At 61.2% G+C, this 19,100-nt stretch carries 19 protein-coding genes and 1 riboswitch; of the genes, 12 read left to right on the forward strand and 7 right to left on the reverse strand.

Translation table 11 applies throughout. From position 1 onward, the window contains the following. Both AD670_RS13905 and speB read right to left on the reverse strand, forming a co-directional pair. Complete coding sequence (locus AD670_RS13905) at positions 1-423, reverse strand: nuclear transport factor 2 family protein (RefSeq protein ID WP_053133064.1); 423 nt, start codon at positions 421-423, stop codon at positions 1-3. Further along, the gene (speB, locus tag AD670_RS13910) at positions 423-1,373 is read right to left on the reverse strand and encodes an agmatinase (protein WP_053133067.1); all 951 of its coding nucleotides are present in this window, start codon (positions 1,371-1,373) and stop codon (positions 423-425) included. Before speB ends, AD670_RS13905 begins: the two co-directional genes overlap by 1 nt. A gap of 149 nt (positions 1,374-1,522) precedes the next feature. Here speB and AD670_RS13915 point away from each other — a divergent pair, with 149 nt between their 5' ends. From AD670_RS13915 to AD670_RS13945, 7 genes are all read left to right on the forward strand, one after another. After that, positions 1,523-2,416, forward strand: coding sequence for a LysR family transcriptional regulator (locus tag AD670_RS13915; protein ID WP_027603788.1), 894 nt, complete (start codon positions 1,523-1,525; stop codon positions 2,414-2,416). Positions 2,417-2,422: 6 nt separating this feature from the next. Next, a complete protein-coding gene (locus AD670_RS13920; RefSeq protein WP_053133070.1) occupies positions 2,423-3,028 on the forward strand; it encodes a tRNA-uridine aminocarboxypropyltransferase in 606 nt (201 codons plus the stop codon). 230 nt (positions 3,029-3,258) lie between these two features. After that, positions 3,259-4,161: a cysteine synthase CysM gene (gene cysM / locus AD670_RS13925; protein ID WP_053133073.1), complete on the forward strand. Its 903-nt coding sequence runs from the start codon at positions 3,259-3,261 to the stop codon at positions 4,159-4,161. Continuing rightward, a complete protein-coding gene (gene rlmD / locus AD670_RS13930) occupies positions 4,161-5,513 on the forward strand; it encodes a 23S rRNA (uracil(1939)-C(5))-methyltransferase RlmD (protein WP_053133076.1) in 1,353 nt (450 codons plus the stop codon). Before cysM ends, rlmD begins: the two co-directional genes overlap by 1 nt. Before the next feature lie 123 nt (positions 5,514-5,636). Beyond that, positions 5,637-7,880: a GTP diphosphokinase gene (relA, locus tag AD670_RS13935; protein ID WP_027603791.1), complete on the forward strand. Its 2,244-nt coding sequence runs from the start codon at positions 5,637-5,639 to the stop codon at positions 7,878-7,880. Positions 7,881-7,950: 70 nt separating this feature from the next. Further along, positions 7,951-8,784 (forward strand): nucleoside triphosphate pyrophosphohydrolase, encoded by an 834-nt coding sequence (mazG, locus tag AD670_RS13940; RefSeq protein WP_053133079.1) that lies wholly within the window; start codon positions 7,951-7,953, stop codon positions 8,782-8,784. 25 nt (positions 8,785-8,809) lie between these two features. After that, the gene (locus AD670_RS13945) at positions 8,810-9,355 is read left to right on the forward strand and encodes a DUF2058 domain-containing protein (protein ID WP_010208656.1); all 546 of its coding nucleotides are present in this window, start codon (positions 8,810-8,812) and stop codon (positions 9,353-9,355) included. A 97-nt stretch (positions 9,356-9,452) separates the two neighbouring features. Here the strand turns inward: AD670_RS13945 and AD670_RS13950 are convergent, their stop codons facing one another. From AD670_RS13950 to purM, 4 genes are all read right to left on the reverse strand, one after another. Further along, entirely contained in the window at positions 9,453-9,641 is a 189-nt protein-coding gene (locus AD670_RS13950) for a hypothetical protein (RefSeq protein WP_053133082.1), read from the reverse strand. A gap of 268 nt (positions 9,642-9,909) precedes the next feature. Beyond that, the gene (locus tag AD670_RS13955) at positions 9,910-10,623 is read right to left on the reverse strand and encodes a DUF3108 domain-containing protein (RefSeq protein WP_053133086.1); all 714 of its coding nucleotides are present in this window, start codon (positions 10,621-10,623) and stop codon (positions 9,910-9,912) included. A gap of 8 nt (positions 10,624-10,631) precedes the next feature. Then, complete coding sequence (purN, locus tag AD670_RS13960; protein ID WP_053133089.1) at positions 10,632-11,282, reverse strand: phosphoribosylglycinamide formyltransferase; 651 nt, start codon at positions 11,280-11,282, stop codon at positions 10,632-10,634. Beyond that, complete coding sequence (gene purM, locus AD670_RS13965; RefSeq protein ID WP_017527563.1) at positions 11,282-12,340, reverse strand: phosphoribosylformylglycinamidine cyclo-ligase; 1,059 nt, start codon at positions 12,338-12,340, stop codon at positions 11,282-11,284. Before purM ends, purN begins: the two co-directional genes overlap by 1 nt. 356 nt (positions 12,341-12,696) lie before the next feature. Here purM and AD670_RS13970 point away from each other — a divergent pair, with 356 nt between their 5' ends. From AD670_RS13970 to AD670_RS13990, 5 genes are all read left to right on the forward strand, one after another. Continuing rightward, the gene (locus AD670_RS13970) at positions 12,697-13,737 is read left to right on the forward strand and encodes a DUF2066 domain-containing protein (protein ID WP_053133093.1); all 1,041 of its coding nucleotides are present in this window, start codon (positions 12,697-12,699) and stop codon (positions 13,735-13,737) included. 42 nt (positions 13,738-13,779) lie between these two features. Then, a complete protein-coding gene (locus tag AD670_RS13975; RefSeq protein ID WP_053133096.1) occupies positions 13,780-14,853 on the forward strand; it encodes an AI-2E family transporter in 1,074 nt (357 codons plus the stop codon). A gap of 204 nt (positions 14,854-15,057) precedes the next feature. Next, positions 15,058-15,762, forward strand: coding sequence for a DnaA regulatory inactivator Hda (hda, locus tag AD670_RS13980; RefSeq protein WP_027603798.1), 705 nt, complete (start codon positions 15,058-15,060; stop codon positions 15,760-15,762). Between the two features lie 214 nt (positions 15,763-15,976). Continuing rightward, the gene (locus tag AD670_RS13985; RefSeq protein WP_053133099.1) at positions 15,977-16,621 is read left to right on the forward strand and encodes a C40 family peptidase; all 645 of its coding nucleotides are present in this window, start codon (positions 15,977-15,979) and stop codon (positions 16,619-16,621) included. 144 nt (positions 16,622-16,765) lie between these two features. Further along, positions 16,766-17,302, forward strand: a complete 537-nt coding sequence (locus AD670_RS13990; RefSeq protein WP_053133102.1) for a C40 family peptidase — start codon at positions 16,766-16,768, stop codon at positions 17,300-17,302. A 70-nt stretch (positions 17,303-17,372) separates the two neighbouring features. On the opposite strand, the gene AD670_RS13995 is transcribed toward AD670_RS13990, so the two are convergent. Then, on the reverse strand, positions 17,373-18,686 hold the full coding sequence (locus AD670_RS13995) for a sorbosone dehydrogenase family protein (RefSeq protein ID WP_053133106.1): 1,314 nt from the start codon (positions 18,684-18,686) through the stop codon (positions 17,373-17,375). Positions 18,687-18,785: 99 nt separating this feature from the next. Continuing rightward, a riboswitch (cobalamin riboswitch) is annotated at positions 18,786-19,037 on the forward strand. The last annotated feature ends 63 nt before the right edge of the window (positions 19,038-19,100 follow it).

Genomic DNA, 19,100 nt, shown 5'->3' on the forward strand with positions numbered 1-19,100 from the left:
CTAAGGGGGCGGCAGCCCTTCCGGCATAGCGGACAAATGTTCGTGACAGGCCAGCCACAGGCCTTCTTGTTGTTCTGTGCGAGATCCTTGTCGTTTGAAGACAATGGTCTCGCGTTCCTGGCTGAAAAATTGCTCCCCGTTCATGCGCAGCTCGGTGGCCACGTCATGAATAAATATCGCCACATCACCCTGCAGGCTGACCACGGCGTTACTTGAGGTGCAGGACAGCACCTCAAATCCTTCATCCCGGCGCCAGCTGTCCCACAACGCCTGGTAGGCATCGCGACTGAGCAGCGGCTGGGGGAGGGTGTAGAACACAAAACTGGCATCGGCCGTGAACGCGCCGAAGTAGGCGGCGCGGTCGTTGCGCGCAAAGGCCGACACCAGGTCGGCGGCGGCTTTCAATACCTCCTGCGCGCTCATCAGCGATGGGCCACGCCGGGCAGTACGCAAAGCATTTCGTACAGCAGGTTGGCGCCCAGCAGCGAGGTGTTGCCGGTGGTGTCGTAGGGCGGCGAAACTTCTACCAGATCGCAACCAATCAGGTCGAGACCCTGGCAACCACGGATGATCTCGATCGCCTGGATGGTGGTCAGTCCGCCGATTTCCGGGGTGCCGGTGCCCGGCGCCCAGGCCGGGTCGATGCCGTCGATATCGAAGCTCAGGTACACCGGGCCGCCGCCGACTTTTTCCCGCACCTCGGCCATCAGTGGCGCGAGGGAGTGGTGCCAGCATTCTTCGGCCTGCACCACACGAAAGCCCTGTTTGCGGCTCCAGTTGAAGTCCTCCGCGGTGTAGCCCTGGGCGCGCAGGCCGATCTGCACGACGCGGTCGCAATCGAGCAAGCCTTCTTCCACGGCGCGGCGGAAGGTGGTGCCGTGGGCGATTTTCTCGCCGAACATATGGTCGTTGACGTCGGCGTGGGCATCGATGTGCACCAGCCCGACCTTGCCGTGTTTCTTATGGATCGCCCGCAGGATCGGCAGGGTGATGGTGTGGTCGCCGCCCAGCGTCATCGGGATCACGTTGTGTTCGAGAATCACGTCGTAGGCTTCTTCGATGATGCGCACGGCGTCCAGCAGGTTGAAGGTGTTGATCGCCACGTCGCCAATATCCGCCACCGAGAGCGAGTCGAACGGCGCGGCGCCGGTGGCCATGTTATAGGGGCGGATCATTACGGATTCGGCGCGAATCTCACGCGGTCCGAAGCGGGTGCCGGCGCGCAGCGAGGTGCCGATGTCCAGGGGCACGCCGACAAAGGCCGCATCCAGGCCCTTGGCCGACTGCAGGTGGGGAAGACGCATCATGGTGGCGATGCCGGCGAAGCGCGGCATTTCGTTGCCGCCCAGTGGTTGGTGGAAAATCTTGTCCACGGGATTGCCTCATCGTTGTGTTGTTTATTAGGGGCCGATTCTGCGAAAAGCCCGAGGTGGGAAGAATCGGCAGGGGCAAATACTTAGTTCAGATTTTTCTAAACTAAAGCGCGCAGGTAGACTGCTGCGACCGACACCCGGAGCCGCCCATGGCCAACGCCTTGCCCGATCTGAAACTCCTGCGCATCTTCGTCAGCGTCGTGCGGCACCAGGGGTTCGCCAATGCCCAGCACGAACTCAACCTGTCTACCTCGGCCATCAGCACCTATATGAGCCAGTTGGAAAGCGCGTTGGGCCTGGTGCTGTGCCATCGCGGCCGGGGCGGGTTCAGCCTGACCAGCAAAGGCGAGCTGTTTCACCAGGAAACCTTGCGCCTGCTGGGTGAGCTGGAAGGCTTCGAGCAATACGCCGCCGCGCTCAAGGGCGAGCTACGCGGCACGCTCAAGCTCGGCGTGCTCGACTCCACCGTCAGCGACAAGGCCTTGCCGTTCGCCGAGGTTATCGGCGCCTACAGCCTGGAGCACCCGGCGGTGCACCTGAATTTATCGGTGATGAGCCCCTACGAACTGCAACTCGGTGTACAGGACAACCGCCTGGACCTAGCCATCGGCGCCTTTTCCAATCGCATGAGCGGGCTGATCTACATGCCGCTGTACCGCGAGCAACACTGGTTGTATTGCAGCACCCGGCATCCGTTGTTCAGCGAACGACGTATCCCCGAGCAGGTGATCACCCAGCAACGCATGGTCGGCCGCGGTTATTGGAGCCAGGCCGAACTGGCGCGCCACGGCTTCAAGCACAGCGCCGCGACGGTGGAAAGTATGGAGGCGCAGCTGATCCTGGTGCTCTCCGGCGCCTACATCGGCTACCTGCCCGAGCACTACGCCCAGGCCTGGGCCGACAAAGGCGACCTGCGCGTCTTGCTGCCGGCGACCTTCGGCTACCAGGCGCCGTTCTCGATGATCATGCGCCGCGGCCGCAGCCGCGAACCGCTGATCCAGACCTTCCGCGATTTACTCAAAGCCCAGCTCAATCAGGCCTGAATAACCATGTCCCGACCCCAATGCTCCCGCTGCCTCAGGCCCGCTGCCCATTGCCTGTGTGCACTGATCCCCTGCCTCGATAGCCGCACCCGCGTGCTTGTTTTGCAGCACCCGAGCGAGGTCAACCATGCGCTCAACACCGCGCGGCTGGCGGCGTTGGGATTGAACAATGCGCAGTTGGTAGTGGGCGAGGTCTTTGATGATCTGCCGACCCTGTTGAACCCGCCCGGCTATCAGGCGCGGCTGTTGTTTCCGGCTGACGATGCCCAGCCGCTGCAAGCCTATGCTCCCGGCGATCAGCCGTTATTGTTGGTGGTGCCCGACGGCACCTGGCGCAAGGCGCGCAAACTGCTGCACCTCAATCCTTTGCTGGCGGCGCTGCCTCGGGTGACGCTGGCGGAGGGCGCCGTGTCTCGCTATCGACTGCGCAAGGCGCCGGGGGCAGGGGCGTTGTCGACGGTGGAGGCGATTGTGCAGGCATTGCAGGTGCTGGAGGCGCCGGTGTCGTTTGAACCGTTGCTCAAGCCGTTTGATGCATTGATCGAAGGGCAGATTGCGGCGATGGGGGAGGAGGTCTTTCAGAAAAATCATGGCGATGGGCATTTGGGCTAGGCGGGGTATCGAGGCGCGGCCATCGGGAGCAAGCCCCCCCACATTCGACCGAGTTCCAGCATGAGAATGCGGTCCAGTGTGGGAGGGGGGCTCGCTCCCGATGGGGCCCTCAAGCTCACCCTCTTTTCCGCTTATGCCTTTAAGCCATAAGCACCGCACTTTGCGTGATATGGCCCGCCGACCTTTCCCGGTATGATGTTCGCCCCCGCAGTCTGGATTGCGAATACGCCATGACCTTGCAGTACCCTACAATCGCCGATTGCGTCGGCAACACGCCCCTGGTCCGCTTGCAACGCATGGCGGGTGAAACCAGCAATACCCTGTTGCTCAAGCTCGAAGGGAACAACCCGGCCGGCTCGGTAAAAGACCGCCCGGCGCTGTCGATGATCACCCGCGCCGAGCTGCGTGGGCAGATCAAGCCCGGTGACACCCTGATCGAAGCCACCTCGGGTAATACCGGGATCGCCCTGGCCATGGCCGCCGCGATCAAGGGTTACAAGATGGTGCTGATCATGCCCGACAACGGCAGCGCCGAGCGCAAGGCGGCGATGACCGCCTATGGCGCCGAGTTGGTGCTGGTCACCCAGGAAGAAGGCATGGAAGGCGCCCGCGACCTCGCTGAGCGCATGGCCGCCGAAGGCCGTGGCCAGGTGCTGGACCAGTTCGCCAATGGGGACAACCCCGAAGCGCACTACACCACCACCGGTCCGGAAATCTGGCGTCAGACCCAGGGCACCATCACCCATTTCGTCAGCTCCATGGGCACCACCGGCACCATCATGGGCAACTCGCGCTACCTCAAGGAGCAGAACCCGGCGATCCAGATCGTCGGCCTGCAACCGATGGAAGGCGCGGCCATCCCAGGCATTCGTCGCTGGCCCGAAGAGTACTTGCCGAAGATCTACAACGCGACGCGCGTGGACCGCATCATCGACATGGCCCAGCGTGAAGCCGAAGACACCACCCGCCGCCTGGCGCGTGAAGAAGGCATCTTCTGCGGCGTGTCATCCGGCGGCGCCGTGGCGGGTATGTTGCGCTTGTCCCGGGAAGTGGAAAACGCGGTGATCGTCGCGATCATCTGTGACCGAGGCGACCGTTACCTGTCGACCGGCATTTTCGACGAACCCAACTGATGGCCAAGCACGAGAGAGGCCTGCGCTTCCAACCGACGGGCGGCAGCCGGGCCCCACAGATTCCCGTGGGCAAGAAGCAACGCCTGACCATCGAGCGCCTGGCCAACGACGGCCGCGGCATCGTGTTCTTTGAAGGTCGCACCTGGTTTGTCAACGGTGCGCTGGCCGGCGAAGAGGTTGAAGCGCGGGTGTTGGGCACCCATGGCAAAGTGGTCGAGGCCCGCACCGAACGCGTGTTCAAGGCCAGCGAACTGCGTCGCCCGGCACCGTGCGCACACTTCGGCCGCTGTGGCGGTTGCAGCGTGCAGCACTTGCCCCATGACGAACAGCTCGCCCTTAAACAGCGCATGCTCGCCGAGCAACTGTCCCGCGTGGCCGGTGTCGAACCGCAAGAGTGGGCCGCACCGTTGAGTGGGCCGGAATTCGCTTACCGACGCCGCGCCCGCGTGGCCGTGCGCTGGGATGCCAAGGCGAAAAAACTCGAAGTGGGTTTCCGCGCCGTGGCCAGCCAGGACATCGTCGCCATCGATGATTGCCCGGTGCTGGTACAGGCCTTGCAACCGATCATGCAGCGTCTGCCGAACATGCTGCGCCGCCTGAGCAAACCTCAGGCCCTGGGGCATGTGGAGTTGTTCAGTGGCTCGTCCGTCGCTGTGTTGCTGCGGCATATGGCGCCGTTGTCGGACGCGGACCTGCTGATCCTGAAAGAATTTTGTAGCTTCCATGAAGCCCAGTTGTGGCTGCATGGCGAAGGCCAGCCGGAACCTGTTGAGCCTGATCAGTCACTGGGTTTCCGGTTGGACCCATGGGACTTGGAGCTGGCGTACCGACCCGGGGATTTTGTCCAGGTCAACGCCGGGGTCAACCAGGCGATGGTGGCCCAGGCCCTGGACTGGCTGGCGCCGCAGCCTGATGAGCGGGTGCTGGACCTGTTCTGCGGCCTGGGCAACTTTGCCCTGCCGCTGGCGAAACAGGTGCGCGAAGTGGTGGCGGTGGAAGGTGTGCAGACCATGGTGGACCGGGCGGCACAGAATGCCGTCAGTAACAATTTGCATAATGCGCAGTTTTTTCAGGCCGATTTGTCTCAGCCTTTGACTGACGCGGAATGGGCCAAACAGGGCTTTTCTGCGGTACTCTTGGACCCACCCCGCGATGGTGCCCTGGAGGTTGTGCGCAAGCTCGCCACCCTGGGGGCCAAGCGCCTGGTGTATGTGTCCTGCAACCCGGCGACGCTGGCGCGGGACACGGTTGAGCTGGTCAAGCAAGGCTACCGGCTAAAACGTGCCGGGATCCTCGACATGTTTCCGCAGACAGCGCATGTCGAGGCCATGGCGTTATTTGAAGCGGGCTAGGATGCCCGTTTAATCCGACTGGCCTGCGATCTCCAAGGCCTATGATCTGCCACGGAGTTCGCAGTAAAAAGGTCGGCGATGATTTTGGCGCATCCAAGGTGCGTCGTAGGGAAGGTAAGCAAGATGGTACAGGTGAGAGCACACCAGCCGATCAACACCGACGGCAGTATCAATCTCGAGGCATGGCTGGATCATGCCATCAGTGTCGACCCGGCACTGGACCGTGAAGCCTTGAAAGCAGCCTGCGAGTTCGCTCGTGAGTCTGAGCAACAAGACAATGCAGCCAAGAACCTGTGGGCCGAAGGCACTTCCAGCTTTCGCACCGGGTTGGAGATCGCCGAGATCCTTGCCGATCTCAAGCTGGACCAGGACTCGCTGATCGCCGCCGTGCTCTATCGCGGCGTGCGTGAAGGGCACATCCAGTTGCCGACCGTCAGCCAGCGTTTTGGTGCGGTGGTGGCCAAGCTGATCGACGGCGTGCTGCGCATGGCCGCCATCAGCGCCAGCCTCAGCCCGCGCCAGTCCATGGTGCTGGGCACCCAGGGCCAGGTGGAAAACCTGCGCAAGATGCTGGTGGCAATGGTCGACGACGTACGTGTCGCCCTGATCAAGCTGGCCGAACGCACCTGCGCGATCCGTGCGGTGAAGACCGCCGACGACGAAAAGCGCAACCGCGTCGCCCGCGAAGTCTTCGACATCTACGCGCCGCTGGCCCACCGCCTGGGTATCGGCCATATCAAGTGGGAGCTGGAGGACTTGTCCTTCCGCTACCTCGAACCTGATCAATACAAACAGATCGCCACGCTGCTGCACGAGCGGCGGCTCGACCGTGAGCGCTTTATCAGCGACGTGATGGGCCAGTTGCGCGCCGAGTTGCAGGCCACCGGGGTCGATGCCGACATCAGCGGTCGCGCCAAACACATCTATTCGATCTGGCGCAAAATGCAGCGCAAGGGCCTGGCTTTCAGCCAGATCTACGACGTGCGCGCCGTGCGCGTGCTGGTGCCGGAAATGCGCGACTGCTACACCGCGCTGGGTATCGTCCATACGCTATGGCGGCACATTCCCAAGGAGTTCGACGACTACATCGCCAACCCCAAGGAAAACGGCTATCGCTCGCTGCACACCGCCGTGATCGGCCCCGAGGGCAAGGTGCTGGAAGTGCAGATCCGCACCCACGCCATGCACGAAGAGGCAGAACTGGGCGTGTGCGCGCACTGGCGCTACAAGGGCACCGACGTCAAGGCCGGGTCCAACCAGTACGAGGAGAAAATCTCCTGGCTGCGCCAAGTGCTGGAATGGCACGAAGAACTCGGCGACATCGGCGGCCTGGCCGAACAGTTGCGCGTGGACATCGAGCCGGACCGGGTCTACATCTTCACCCCCGACGGCCATGCCATCGACTTGCCCAAGGGCGCCACGCCGCTGGACTTTGCCTACCGCGTTCACACCGAGATCGGCCATAACTGCCGGGGCGCCAAGATCAACGGGCGCATCGTACCGCTCAACTACAGCCTGCAAACCGGCGAGCAGGTCGAGATCATCACCAGCAAGCACGGCACGCCGAGCCGCGACTGGCTGAACCCGAACCTGGGCTACATCACCACATCGCGGGCGCGGGCGAAGATCGTGCATTGGTTCAAGCTGCAGGCGCGCGACCAGAACGTCGCCGCCGGCAAGACCCTGCTCGAACGCGAGCTGGGCCGCTTGGGCCTGCCGCAGGTGGACTTCGACAAGTTGGCCGAAAAAGCCAACATGAAGATTGCCGAAGACATGTTCGCCGCCCTCGGTGCCGGCGACCTGCGCCTGGCGCAATTGGTCAACCTGGCCCAGCAACTGGTCGAGCCGGAGCGCGGCAACGAACAACTGGAGCTGATCCCGCGCAAAGCCACCGGCTACAAGCCCGGCAAGCGCGGCGATATCCAGATCCAGGGCGTCGGCAACCTGCTGACGCAAATCGCCGGCTGCTGCCAGCCGTTGCCGGGGGATGCCATCGTCGGCTACATCACCCAGGGCCGTGGCGTGAGCATTCACCGTCAGGACTGCGCCTCGGTGCTGCAACTGGGTGGGCGCGAGCCTGAGCGGATTATCCAGGTCAGCTGGGGCCCGGTGCCGGTGCTCACCTATCCGGTGGACATCATCATCCGTGCCTACGACCGTTCCGGCCTGCTGCGTGACGTCTCGCAAGTGCTGCTCAATGAGCGCATCAACGTGCTGGCGGTCAATACCCGCTCGAATAAAGAGGACAACACCGCGCTGATGTCCCTGACCATCGAGATTCCGGGGTTGGACGCTCTGGGGCGGTTGCTGGGACGGATTTCCCAGCTGCCGAACATCATTGAGACGCGGCGCAACCGTACTCCATGATTCGCGGAATGAATGCAGGCTAAATGTGGGAGGGGGCAAGCCCCCTCCCACACTGATCGGACACAGACTGATGTATTCACTTGAAGACCTGCTGCACCTCATGAGCCGCCTGCGCGACCCGCAATACGGGTGCCCGTGGGACATCAAGCAAACCTACGCCACCATTGTCCCGCACACCCTGGAAGAGGCCTACGAAGTGGCCGACGCCATCGAGCGCGGCGACTTTGATCATCTGCAAGGTGAGTTGGGCGACCTGTTGTTCCAGGTGGTGTATTACAGCCAGCTGGCGCGTGAAGAGGGGCGTTTCGAATTTGCCGGGGTGATCGACAGCATCACCCGCAAGCTGATTCGCCGTCATCCCCATGTGTTCCCGACCGGCGATCTGTATGCGCCGCTGGATATTCCTCAACTGAGCGAAGAACAGGTCAAGGAGCGTTGGGAGCAGATCAAGGCCGAGGAGCGCGCGGAAAAATCCGACGCACCGGAGCAACTGTCCCTGCTGGACGACGTGCCGACTGCCTTGCCGTCCTTGTCCCGGGCCGCCAAGTTGCAGAAGCGCGCCAGCCAGGTCGGCTTCGACTGGCCATCGGCCTTGCCGGTGGTGGATAACGTGCGCGAAGAACTGGACGAAGTGCTCGAAGCCATGGCCGATAACGACGCGGTGGCCATCGCCGATGAAGTCGGTGACCTGCTGTTCGCGGCGGTCAACCTGGCCCGTCACCTCAAGGTCGACCCGGAAACCGCGCTGCGTGGCGCCAATGCCAAGTTCGAACGACGTTTCCGATTTATCGAACAGGCATTGCGCGATGCACACCAACCCATAGAAGATTGCACCCTCGAAGAGTTGGACGCCCTGTGGGGCGAAGCCAAACGTCAGGAAAAGAACGTGTCCAGCTGCGGTTGAGCAGTTGCCTAAGTGAGTAAGCACCATGAGCCTTTCCCTTCGCGACCAGTTGCTCAAAGCAGGTCTGGTCAACCAAAAGCAGGCCAAGCAGGTCGGCAAAGAGAAACAGAAGCAGCAGCGGCTGGTCCACAAGGGCCAGATCGAGGCCGATGATACCCAGGCTCGCCTGGCCGCCGAGGCGCAGGCCGAGAAGGTCAAGCGTGACCAGGAGCTGAACCGTCAGCAACAGGAAAAAGCCGAGGCCAAGGCCCGTACGGCCCAGGTCAAGCAACTGATCGAAACCTCGCGCCTGCCTAAGCTCACGACCGAGGACTACTACAACTTCGTGGATGACAAGAAGGTCAAGCGCCTGTCGGTCAACACGTTGATGCGCAACAAGCTGAGCAACGGCTCCCTGGCCATCGTGCATCACGGTGGTGGATACGAGGTGATCCCGCGTGAAGCCGCGCTGAAGATCCAGGAGCGCGCACCGGAGCGTATCGTGCAGCTCAATATCCTCACCGAAAGCCAGGTGCCGGATGAGGATGATCCGTACGCCGCTTACCAGATCCCGGATGATCTGATGTGGTAAGGCTGTAAAACAACAAACCCCGCTCAAAAGGCGGGGTTTTTGTTTGCAGGCACTCCAGCTGCTGTGTGGGGCCGGGTGCCTGCAGGATTTCAGAATTTCAGGAGCTTTGTGCCTGGCGTTTCATCTCAAGCGATTCAAGCTCGTTTTTATAATTATGAGCATCGCTCTCGTTGTGAAACATGCCGACCAGCATGTCTTGCTGATGTACATCCCAGATGTGAATCCCATGGCCCAGTGCTTCGTGGGACATATGTTCGTCGTCGCGTTCAGTTACTTTTACAGTCATCTGCTTGCTCCAATTTCTGGTGGGTCTGCGGCAAGTCGTCGCAGGTCTTTTTATACGGTTTGTTAGCTTGCTAAGTAAACCGCTTTAGAGGTTTATGACAGAAGTTTCATGTTGGGTGCCATCGGGAGCAAGCCCACATTTGAACTGCGAACCCTTTCCCCTGTGGGAGGGGGCTTGCTCCCGATGACGGCAGAGACTTGAACCCAAAACCCCCAGACGAAAAAAAGCCCCGCATTCAGCGAGGCTCTTGTTCAGCTCATCCGCGCACTCAGTTGCCTTTGACAGCCTTGCCGTCAACGGTACCGTCTTGCAGCATGATGTTGTATTCCTTGCCGTCGGTCTCAACCTGACGCAGGGCAACCAGGATGCCGCCCTGGTCCTTGGCAAACCACATCTGGGTGATGCGCTTGCTTTGAGTCGGGTCACGCACGCGCTCAACCTTGATCGCGTCAATGCTGCCGACCTTGGTCTGGACTTTTTCCGGGCCGATCACACGGAAGTCGTAGGTGTCGACGTCGGTGCCTTCAACCACGTTGTAGCTCATGCTTTTCTTGCCGGCAGCCACGTCGCGCTGCAGGGCCAACTGGTAGGTCGACTTGTCGAGCATGCCGCTTTGCAACGGGACGTTGACCGCGTCTTTGTTTTCAAACCCGGTGACTTTCTTGGTCGATGGGTCGAAATCCAGGTTGATCTTCTTGGTCTTGCCCAGGCCGCCGCGTTCGAAGGCGTAGCTCTTCGGTTGCAGGGTGTCCTTGTCAAACAGGATTACGCTGGTTTCGGTCAGGCTGGCGATCATCATGGAGGCCTTGAAATTCAAGGTCCAGGTGCCGTCACCGTTTTTGGTCAGGCTGCGTTCTGCCGAACCACTCATGGGCAACTGTTTCCAGTCTGCGGTGTAGCTGGCGGAGAACGGGTGTAGATCTGCCGCTTGCACGGCAGGCAAGGCGAACAGCGCAAAAGCGAAGAGCAAGGCGCGACGCATAAAATCTCCTAGGTTCGAATCAAGTGGCCGCTGGCCGCAAGTAACTGACCGTCCAATAATGCACCCTGGTCACCAAGAATCAACCGCCCCTCGGCAAACCAGCGAACAGCCAGCGGGTAAATCCTGTGCTCCTGGGTATGAACCCGTTGCGCAAGTGTCTGCGCCGAGTCGTCTGACTCTACCGGAACCACTGCCTGTACGACCAGAGGCCCGCCATCGAGTTCCTCGGTGACGAAGTGCACGCTGCAGCCATGCTCGCTGTCACCGGCATCCAGCGCGCGCTGGTGCGTGTGCATGCCTTTGTACTTGGGCAGCAGGGACGGGTGGATATTCAGCAGGCGCCCTTCATAGTGCCGCACGAAATCAGCGCTGAGGATGCGCATGAAACCGGCCAGTACCACGAGTTTGGGGTTGAAGGCGTCGATCAGTTCGACCAAGGCGCTGTCGAAGGCCTCGCGGCCTTCGAAAGCCTTGTGATCCAGCGAGCGGGTTTCGATACCCGCGTCACGGGCGCGTTGCAGGCCGTAGGCGTCGCTGCGGTTGGAGATCACCGCAGCGATGCGCACCGGGCTGTCGCCGGTGCGCGTGCTGTCGATCAGGGCCTGCAAGTTACTGCCGGTGCCGGAGAGCAGCACCACGACATCACAGGTCTGGGACATCAATGCGCCTTGAGGTTCTTCAGTTCAACCTGAGCAGCGCCTTCGGCGGCGGTGGCGATCTGGCCGATGACCCAAGGTTGCTCGCCGGCTTCGCGCAGAACGTTCAGCGCGGTTTCAACGTGTTCTTGTGCCACGCAGATCACCATGCCCACACCGCAGTTCAGCACGCGGTGCATTTCGGTTTCGTTGACGTTGCCTTTCTCTTGCAGCCAGTCGAATACCGCAGGACGCTGCCAGCTGGCCACGTCGACAATCGCCTGGGCGCCTTTTGGCAGGACGCGCGGGATGTTGTCCAGCAGGCCGCCACCGGTGATGTGGGCCATGGCCTTGACCGCGCCAGTGTCCTTGATCAGCTTGAGCAGTGGCTTGACGTAGATGCGGGTCGGGGCCATCAGCAGGTCGGTCAGCGGTTTGCCGTCGAGCTGGATGTTCTCGATGTCGGCACCGGACACTTCGATGATCTTGCGGATCAGCGAGTAGCCGTTGGAGTGCGGACCGGAAGATGGCAGGGCGAGCAGGGCGTCGCCGGCAGCGACTTTGGAGCCGTCGATGATGTCAGCTTTTTCCACCACGCCGACGCAGAAGCCGGCCAGGTCGTAGTCTTCGCCTTCGTACATGCCTGGCATTTCAGCGGTTTCGCCGCCGACCAGGGAGCAACCCGACAGTTCACAGCCGGCGCCGATGCCGGTCACCACCTGGGTGGCGGTCTCGACGTTGAGCTTGCCGGTGGCATAGTAGTCGAGGAAGAACAGCGGCTCGGCGCCGCATACCACCAGGTCGTTGACGCACATGGCCACCAGGTCGATGCCGATGCTGTCGTGCTTGTTCAGGTTCAGTGCCAGGCGCAGCTTGGTGCCTACACCGTCGGTGCCGGAAACCAGTACAGGCTGCTTGTAGCCGGCCGGGATTTCGCAGAGGGCGCCAAAACCGCCCAGGCCGCCCATGACTTCGGGGCGCGCAGTGCGCTTGGCGACGCTCTTGATGCGTTCGACCAATGCTTCACCGGCGTCGATGTCTACACCGGCGTCCTTGTAGCTCAGGGAGGGTTGCTTGCTCATGATCCAGGCCTTTAGGGGGGATTCAGGGGTAACGACCGAGCGGGCAGGCGCTTTTGGTAAAAGGCCCAGCCGTTGACGGTCTGCGAAGGCGCGCGATTTTATCAGGCTTGAGGGGCAGCGGCCATCCTCGGGCCGACGGGCAGGGCCACATAGACTAAAAAAACGGGTTAAAAAAATGCTAATCCTGTCTGCCCAGGCGCGTATTAAGGTATAGCCTTGAATCCGCTATCGTTATGACGTTGCGAAAACTTACCGAGACCCTGTGAATGTTTTACCGGTCGCTGTGGTCACAGCCCTGGCAAACCGAGTTCACGCGGTCTGTTCCAGCCGCTAAATCTGTTGTTCGGGAATCCTCCATGCGTCTGTGTAAATTCTTCTTTGTAGGCTGCTTGTCGTTGGTCAGCCTGGCGAGTCATGCCGAAACCCTCAATGGCCTCTATCAAGTACTTGAACCGGTAAGCAGTCAGTCCCCGCAGGAGCGCGACCAGGCCACCCAGCGCGCGGTGCAGACCCTTGTAATCCGCCTCACCGGTGACGCCAAGGCCGCCGACGGCCCGGGCCTGGCGGCGATTCGCAAGGACCCGCAGCAAATTATCAGCCAATACGGCTACGACGCCGGCCCACCCGAGAGCCTGCAAGTGGACTTCGACCCGGTCAGCACTGATCGCGCCTTGCGTGACGCGGGTCTGTCGGTCTGGGGCAGCAACCGGCCGTCGATCCTTGGCTGGTGGCTGAACGACTCCACCGAAGGCAGCAGCCTGGTCGGTGATGGCCAGGCTGCCGCCCAAGCGCTGCGCCGTGCCGCACAACACCGTGGCCTGCCGTTGCGCCTGCCGCTGGGGGACCTGGATGAGCAGGTCGTCGCTACGCCGCCGAATCTGGAAAATGCCGACGCCACGCCGTTGCGCGCCGCTTCCGAGCGCTACGGCGCCGACGCCTTGCTCGCCGTGCACGCACGCCAGGAAGGCAATCAATGGCAGGCCAAATGGCGCCTGTGGCTGGGTGACAAGAGTGAGCAGGGCACCGCGCAAGGCACCGACACTGGCGCGGTGGCCGATGCGGTCATGCTGGCGATCAGCCAGAAACTCGCGCCGCGCTTTGCCGTCAAGCCTGGCGTGAGCACCGAGCAATTGCTGGAAGTGCAGGGCATGAACCTGGAGCGCTATGCGGCGCTGGGTCATCTGCTGGAACCGTTTGGCGGCCAGCCGCAGCGCGTGGAGGGCGATCGCATTGTGTATCGGGTCCATGGCAGCGCCGAGCAGTTGCGCACTCAGTTGAGCCTGGCCAAGTTGCAGGAAGTGCCGGCAGGTGAGGCCCCGGCGCAGCAGCCCGTGGCGGATGGCACGCAACCGTCAGCGGCTCCTGAGCCCCAGGCGCAACTGCGCTTTCGTTGGTAAAAATTCTTCCTATATAGATAGAAGCAAGTAATGGAGTGGGTTATGGCGGATACGCGTCGTTGGGTGTGGCTGGGTGGGTTCGTCCTGCTGTGCGTTTTTGTGTTCTTGCTGCATTCGATCCTGACGCCGTTCCTGGTTGCGTTGCTGCTCGCCTATCTGTTCGATCCCGTGGTGGATCGTCTGGAGAAAGCCGGTCTGTCGCGGACCTTGGGTGTGGTTGCGGTGTTTGCGCTGTTCACGTTGATCATCACCGCGTTGGTGCTGGTGCTGGTGCCGATGCTGGCCAAGCAACTGTTTCGTCTCTACGAGCTGGCGCCGCAGATGCTCGACTGGCTGCAGCACACGGCAATGCCGTGGGTCCAGGCCAAGTTGGGCTTGGCGGATGGGTTCTGGAAGTTCGATAAGGTCAAGGCCGCAATCAGCGAGCATATGGGCCAGACCACTGACATTGTCAGCGTGGTACTCAGCCAGGCGACCGCCTCCAGCCTGGCGCTGATCGGCTGGCTGACCAACCTGGTGCTGATCCCGGTGGTGGCGTTCTACCTGCTGCGCGACTGGGACATCATGATGGCCAAGATCCGCAGCCTGTTGCCCCGTGACCGCGAGGAACGCATCGTGTCCCTGGCCGGCGAGTGCCATGAGGTGCTTGGCGCCTTTGTGCGGGGCCAGTTGCTGGTGATGCTGGCGCTGGGGATCATCTATGCGGCGGGCTTGATGGCTATCGGCCTGGAGCTGGGCTTGTTGATCGGTCTGATCGCCGGTCTCGCCGCTATCGTGCCGTATATGGGCTTTGTGATCGGTATCGGCGCGGCGTTGGTGGCTGGGCTGTTCCAGTTTGGTGGCGACCTGTACCCGATGCTGGGGATTGTCGCGGTGTTCATGGTGGGCCAGGCCCTGGAGGGTATGGTGCTGACGCCATTGCTGGTGGGGGATCGGATTGGCCTGCATCCGGTGGCGGTGATTTTTGCGATCCTGGCCGGCGGCGAGCTGTTCGGCTTTACCGGGATCCTGCTGGCGCTGCCAGTGGCGGCGGTGATCATGGTGCTGGTGCGCCATGTGCACGATCTGTACAAGGAATCCGATGCCTATACGGGCGTCGAAGACCCCGACTTGTAACCGTTGCGTCATAAACCCGGCTTCGGCCGGGTTTGTTGTTTAGGGGGGGTAGGGCGTCAAACAATCCACGTAAAACCGGCAAGTTAACGCAAACCTTTGATTTTGCTTGTGGTCTGCTGCATTGTGCGCCCGGCGTCACGGGTATAAACTTTGCAAACTTTACACAGAGGCCACTAACGGTTCGATGGGAGCCGTTCAGTCAGCATGAAACCGATTCAGCTGCCCTTAGGTGTGCGTCTGCGTGATGACGCCACCTTTATCAATTACTACCCAGGCGCCAATGCCGCTGCACTCGGCTATGTCGAGCGGCTCTGCGAAGCCGACGCCGGGTGGACCGAAAGCCTGATCTATCTGTGGGGCAAACACGGCGTGGGGCGTACCCACCTGTTGCAGGCCGCTTGCCTGCGTTTCGAGCAGATGGGCGAGCCGGCGGTCTACCTGCCGCTGGCGGAGTTGATGGATCGAGGCATCGGCATCTTCGACAACCTTGAGCAATATGAACTGGTATGCCTGGACGATCTGCAGGCAGTGGCCGGCAAGGCCGATTGGGAAGAGGCGCTGTTTCACCTGTTCAACCGCTTGCGTGACAGTGGTCGGCGCCTGTTGATCGCTGCATCTACCTCGCCACGGGAGTTGCCGGTCAAGCTGGCCGACCTCAAGTCGCGCCTCACCCTGGCGCTGATCTTTCAGATGCGCCCACTCTCCGACGAAGACAAATTGCGCGCTCTGCAATTGCGCGCCTCCCGTCGCGGCCTGCACCTCACCGACGAGGTGGGGCACTTTATCCTCACCCGTGGGACCCGCAGCATGAGCGCGTTGTTCGATTTGCTCGAACAGCTCGACCAAGCCTCTTTGCAGGCCCAGCGCAAGCTGACTATTCCCTTCCTCAAGGAAACCCTCGGCTGGTAGCCGGCCCTTTGTTTTCGGGGTTTTTGGCGAATTTCAGGCGCCAGAAAACCCGCGTTTGGGCCGGTTTGGCCACGCAAATGGGTTGCATGGGGTGTTAAGGGCTTAGATGTCATAGTCCAAACAAGAAGTCACATATATCACGATTGAATTTGCAAATGGATGTGATAGAGGGCATAGTCTCGGCTTCTTTACACATCTAGTCACGGTCGTGCCCATGCTAAATCGCTTCGCACCCCTCGTGCCCCTCGCACTCGTTACCCTGTTGTTTGGTTGCGCCTCCCACCCTCAACAGGTGGTTGAACAGCAAAAAACTCAACAACAGTCCCAGGCAAAATTCGTTGCTGCGCAGTCTGCTTCTGTTTATGAAGAGACGCTTTATAAAGAAGAGCAAGCAACCGAAAAGGAACTGGCCGATTTCTCCGGCAACAAGCCTTACCAGCTTCCAGTTCTGGCCGACAGCATCCTTGAACGCGGCATGTCCCTGATCGGTACCCGTTACCGTTTCGGCGGTACCTCTGAAGCTGGTTTCGACTGCAGCGGCTTCATCGGCTACCTGTTTCGTGAAGAAGCTGGCATGAACCTGCCACGCTCCACTCGCGAAATGATCAACGTGAAAGCACCGTTGGTCGCACGCAACAACCTCAAGCCTGGCGATCTGCTTTTCTTCAGTACTGCAGGCCGTGGTCGTGTGAGTCACGCCGGTATCTATCTGGGCGATAACCAGTTTATCCACTCCAGCAGCCGTCGCAGTGGCGGTGTTCGAGTCGACAGCCTGGGCGACAGCTACTGGAGCAAAACCTTCATCGAAGCCAAGCGCGCACTTGCCATGGCCCCGACTACGGTTACCGCCAGTAAGTAAACTTAAAGTGATACTTGAAGTTTGACGTGTAAGCGCTAGAATCCCTGGACATTGTTGTAATCCGTTCGCGCGAGCTTTGCTTGCGCGTTCTGGTTTTCAGCGTTCGGCAGCGAAAGCCGCATCCAGACCCGGATTGTTCTGCACATGTCGACCTCAGCCCGCCTGCTCCTTATCCTCTGCGCCGCGCTTATCAGCGCCTGCGCCAGTCGGCCGCCGCCCGCTCCCGTTGCGGTCAAGCCCAAGCCGGTGTTCACCTATTCCAGCCAAAGTTTCTCGCCTGCTGCCGAAGACGTGCTCTTTCGTGCATTGGGCTTGGTCGGCACCCCTTATCGCTGGGGCGGCAACACGCCGGACTCGGGGTTTGATTGCAGCGGCCTGATCGGCTTCGTGTTCCGTGACGCCGCCGGCATCTCCCTGCCGCGCACCACCCGCGAGCTGATCGTGATGCGCGCCCAGGATGTCAGCGAGCAGAACCTGCAGACCGGCGATCTGCTGTTCTTTGCCACCGGTGGCGGTTCCCAGGTCAGCCACGCCGGCATCTATGTGGGCGAAGGCCGCTTTGTCCATGCGCCGCAAACCGGCGGTACGGTGAAGCTGGATACCTTGTCCAAGGCGTATTGGCAGAATGCCTATCTGAGCGCCAAGCGTGTGTTGCCAGCAAACCTGGCACGTAATCCCTGAACCAAACACCGAACTAAATGTGGGAGGGGTGCCCCCTCCCACATTGGTTTTATGTTGCTTCTGGAGGCGTTTATTGAGCCGCCGACACCCGCCAGACCTTATTCCCCACATCATCCGCTACCAGCAAATCCCCCTGCTGATCAATCACCACACCCACCGGCCGACCCATGGCTTTCTCATCTTTGTCGAGGAATCCGGTCAGCACATCCACCGGCTGACCTTTAGGCTGGCCACCCTCGAATGGCACGAAGATCACCTTGTAGCCACTGTGCGGCTTGCGGTTCCACGAGCCATGCTGGCCGATGAACGCGCCATTGCTGAACGGCGCCGGGAGTTTGCTGCCCTCGGCGAACGTCAGGCCTAAAGATGCGGTGTGTGGCCCCACCGCGTAGTCCGGCGCGATGGCCTTGGCGACCAGGTCCAGATTCTGCGGCGTGACGCGCACATCCACATGCTGGCCGTAGTAGCTGAAAGGCCAGCCATAGAAACCGCCGTCCTTGACCGAGGTGATGTAGTCCGGCACCAGATCGCTGCCGATCTCATCGCGCTCGTTCACTGCGGTCCACAGCTTGCCGCTCTGGGGTTCCCAGGCCATGCCGTTAGGGTTGCGCAGGCCGGAAGCGAAAATGCGGTGCTCGCCGCTGGCGCGATCCACCTCCCAGATCGCCGCCCGGCCCTGTTCCGCCTCCAGACCGTTTTCGCCGACATTACTGTTGGAACCGACGCTCACGTACAGCTTGCTGCCGTCCTTGCTGGCGATCACGTTCTTGGTCCAATGGTGGTTCAACGGGCCGCCCGGCAGGTCGACTACCTTGGTGCCCGCGCCCTTGATCGCGGTTTCGCCCGCTTGATAGGGGAAGCGCAGCAGCTTGTCCGAATCGGCCACGTACAGGTCATTGCCGACCAGTGTCATGCCGAACGGTGAATTGAGGTTCTCCAGAAACACCGTGCGGGTCTCGGCGACGCCATCGTGATCGGCATCGCGCAGCAGGGTGATGCGGTTCGGGCTTGGCACCCCGGCACCGGCACGGCCCATGACTTTTTCCATGACCCAGCCGCGAATGCCCTTGGAATCATCCGGTTTGGGCGGCGCATTGGTTTCTGCCACCAGCACATCGCCGTTGGGCAGTACATACAGCCAGCGCGGGTGGTCCAGGCCTTCGGCGAACGCCGCCACTTGGGTGCCGGCCGCTGCTGTCGGCTTCGCGCCCTGCGGCCAACCGATAGCCGGGGCGATGTTCACGGTGGGAATCAGGGTTTTGTTCGGCTCCGGCAGATGGGGCGACGGCCCGGTGCCATCGGACACCTGCAGGGTGGAGCTTTCACCGCAGGCGGCGAGGGTGCCGGCGAGCATGATCAGTAGGGCGAGTCTGGTTTTATGCATGGTGTTCTCCTGGATACCTGTAAGGGTAGAGGAGAGCGGCGAGGCGATGGTTCAAGTGCAACGCCAGCTTTAATTGACGCTCCACCCCCAACCCACTAACCTTCGCGGCTTGTTTCAGGTGCTCTGTGACCTGTGGGTCGACAGAGTGAAACAGGGAAGCCGGTGAGTGAGCGCACTTGTACACAGTGCTGCCGCGATTCCGGCGCTGCCCCCGCAACGGTAAATGAGTCAAGACGCTGCCATTGGCCACTGTATCGCCTGACGATATGGGAAGGCGCATCGTCGGCCTGCTTTCTACATAGGGAGCGCCACTCATGAGCCCGGAGACCGGCCTGGATCATCCAACAGCATCACGGTGGGCGATGCTTGGCTGTCTGTTTTTTCCTGCCTGCCGTTTTTGTCCAGCCCCAACGG

It is taken from the genome of Pseudomonas sp. MIACH (genome assembly GCF_001269925.1).
Lineage (GTDB): Bacteria > Pseudomonadota > Gammaproteobacteria > Pseudomonadales > Pseudomonadaceae > Aquipseudomonas.

Excerpts from the sequence above, each read along its gene's own strand:
- purN (WP_053133089.1), bottom strand. The coding sequence starts at position 11,282 with ATGTCCCAGACCTGTGATGTCGTGGTGCTGCTCTCCGGCACCGGCAGT.
- AD670_RS13970 (WP_053133093.1), top strand. The coding sequence starts at position 12,697 with ATGCGTCTGTGTAAATTCTTCTTTGTAGGCTGCTTGTCGTTGGTCAGC.
- AD670_RS13995 (WP_053133106.1), bottom strand. The coding sequence starts at position 18,686 with ATGCATAAAACCAGACTCGCCCTACTGATCATGCTCGCCGGCACCCTC.
- AD670_RS13920 (WP_053133070.1), top strand. The coding sequence starts at position 2,423 with ATGTCCCGACCCCAATGCTCCCGCTGCCTCAGGCCCGCTGCCCATTGC.
- AD670_RS13905 (WP_053133064.1), bottom strand. The coding sequence starts at position 423 with ATGAGCGCGCAGGAGGTATTGAAAGCCGCCGCCGACCTGGTGTCGGCC.
- AD670_RS13975 (WP_053133096.1), top strand. The coding sequence starts at position 13,780 with ATGGCGGATACGCGTCGTTGGGTGTGGCTGGGTGGGTTCGTCCTGCTG.
- AD670_RS13990 (WP_053133102.1), top strand. The coding sequence starts at position 16,766 with ATGTCGACCTCAGCCCGCCTGCTCCTTATCCTCTGCGCCGCGCTTATC.
- cysM (WP_053133073.1), top strand. The coding sequence starts at position 3,259 with ATGACCTTGCAGTACCCTACAATCGCCGATTGCGTCGGCAACACGCCC.
- AD670_RS13955 (WP_053133086.1), bottom strand. The coding sequence starts at position 10,623 with ATGCGTCGCGCCTTGCTCTTCGCTTTTGCGCTGTTCGCCTTGCCTGCC.
- purM (WP_017527563.1), bottom strand. The coding sequence starts at position 12,340 with ATGAGCAAGCAACCCTCCCTGAGCTACAAGGACGCCGGTGTAGACATC.
- rlmD (WP_053133076.1), top strand. The coding sequence starts at position 4,161 with ATGGCCAAGCACGAGAGAGGCCTGCGCTTCCAACCGACGGGCGGCAGC.
- AD670_RS13915 (WP_027603788.1), top strand. The coding sequence starts at position 1,523 with ATGGCCAACGCCTTGCCCGATCTGAAACTCCTGCGCATCTTCGTCAGC.
- relA (WP_027603791.1), top strand. The coding sequence starts at position 5,637 with ATGGTACAGGTGAGAGCACACCAGCCGATCAACACCGACGGCAGTATC.
- hda (WP_027603798.1), top strand. The coding sequence starts at position 15,058 with ATGAAACCGATTCAGCTGCCCTTAGGTGTGCGTCTGCGTGATGACGCC.
- AD670_RS13945 (WP_010208656.1), top strand. The coding sequence starts at position 8,810 with ATGAGCCTTTCCCTTCGCGACCAGTTGCTCAAAGCAGGTCTGGTCAAC.
- mazG (WP_053133079.1), top strand. The coding sequence starts at position 7,951 with ATGTATTCACTTGAAGACCTGCTGCACCTCATGAGCCGCCTGCGCGAC.
- AD670_RS13950 (WP_053133082.1), bottom strand. The coding sequence starts at position 9,641 with ATGACTGTAAAAGTAACTGAACGCGACGACGAACATATGTCCCACGAA.
- AD670_RS13985 (WP_053133099.1), top strand. The coding sequence starts at position 15,977 with ATGCTAAATCGCTTCGCACCCCTCGTGCCCCTCGCACTCGTTACCCTG.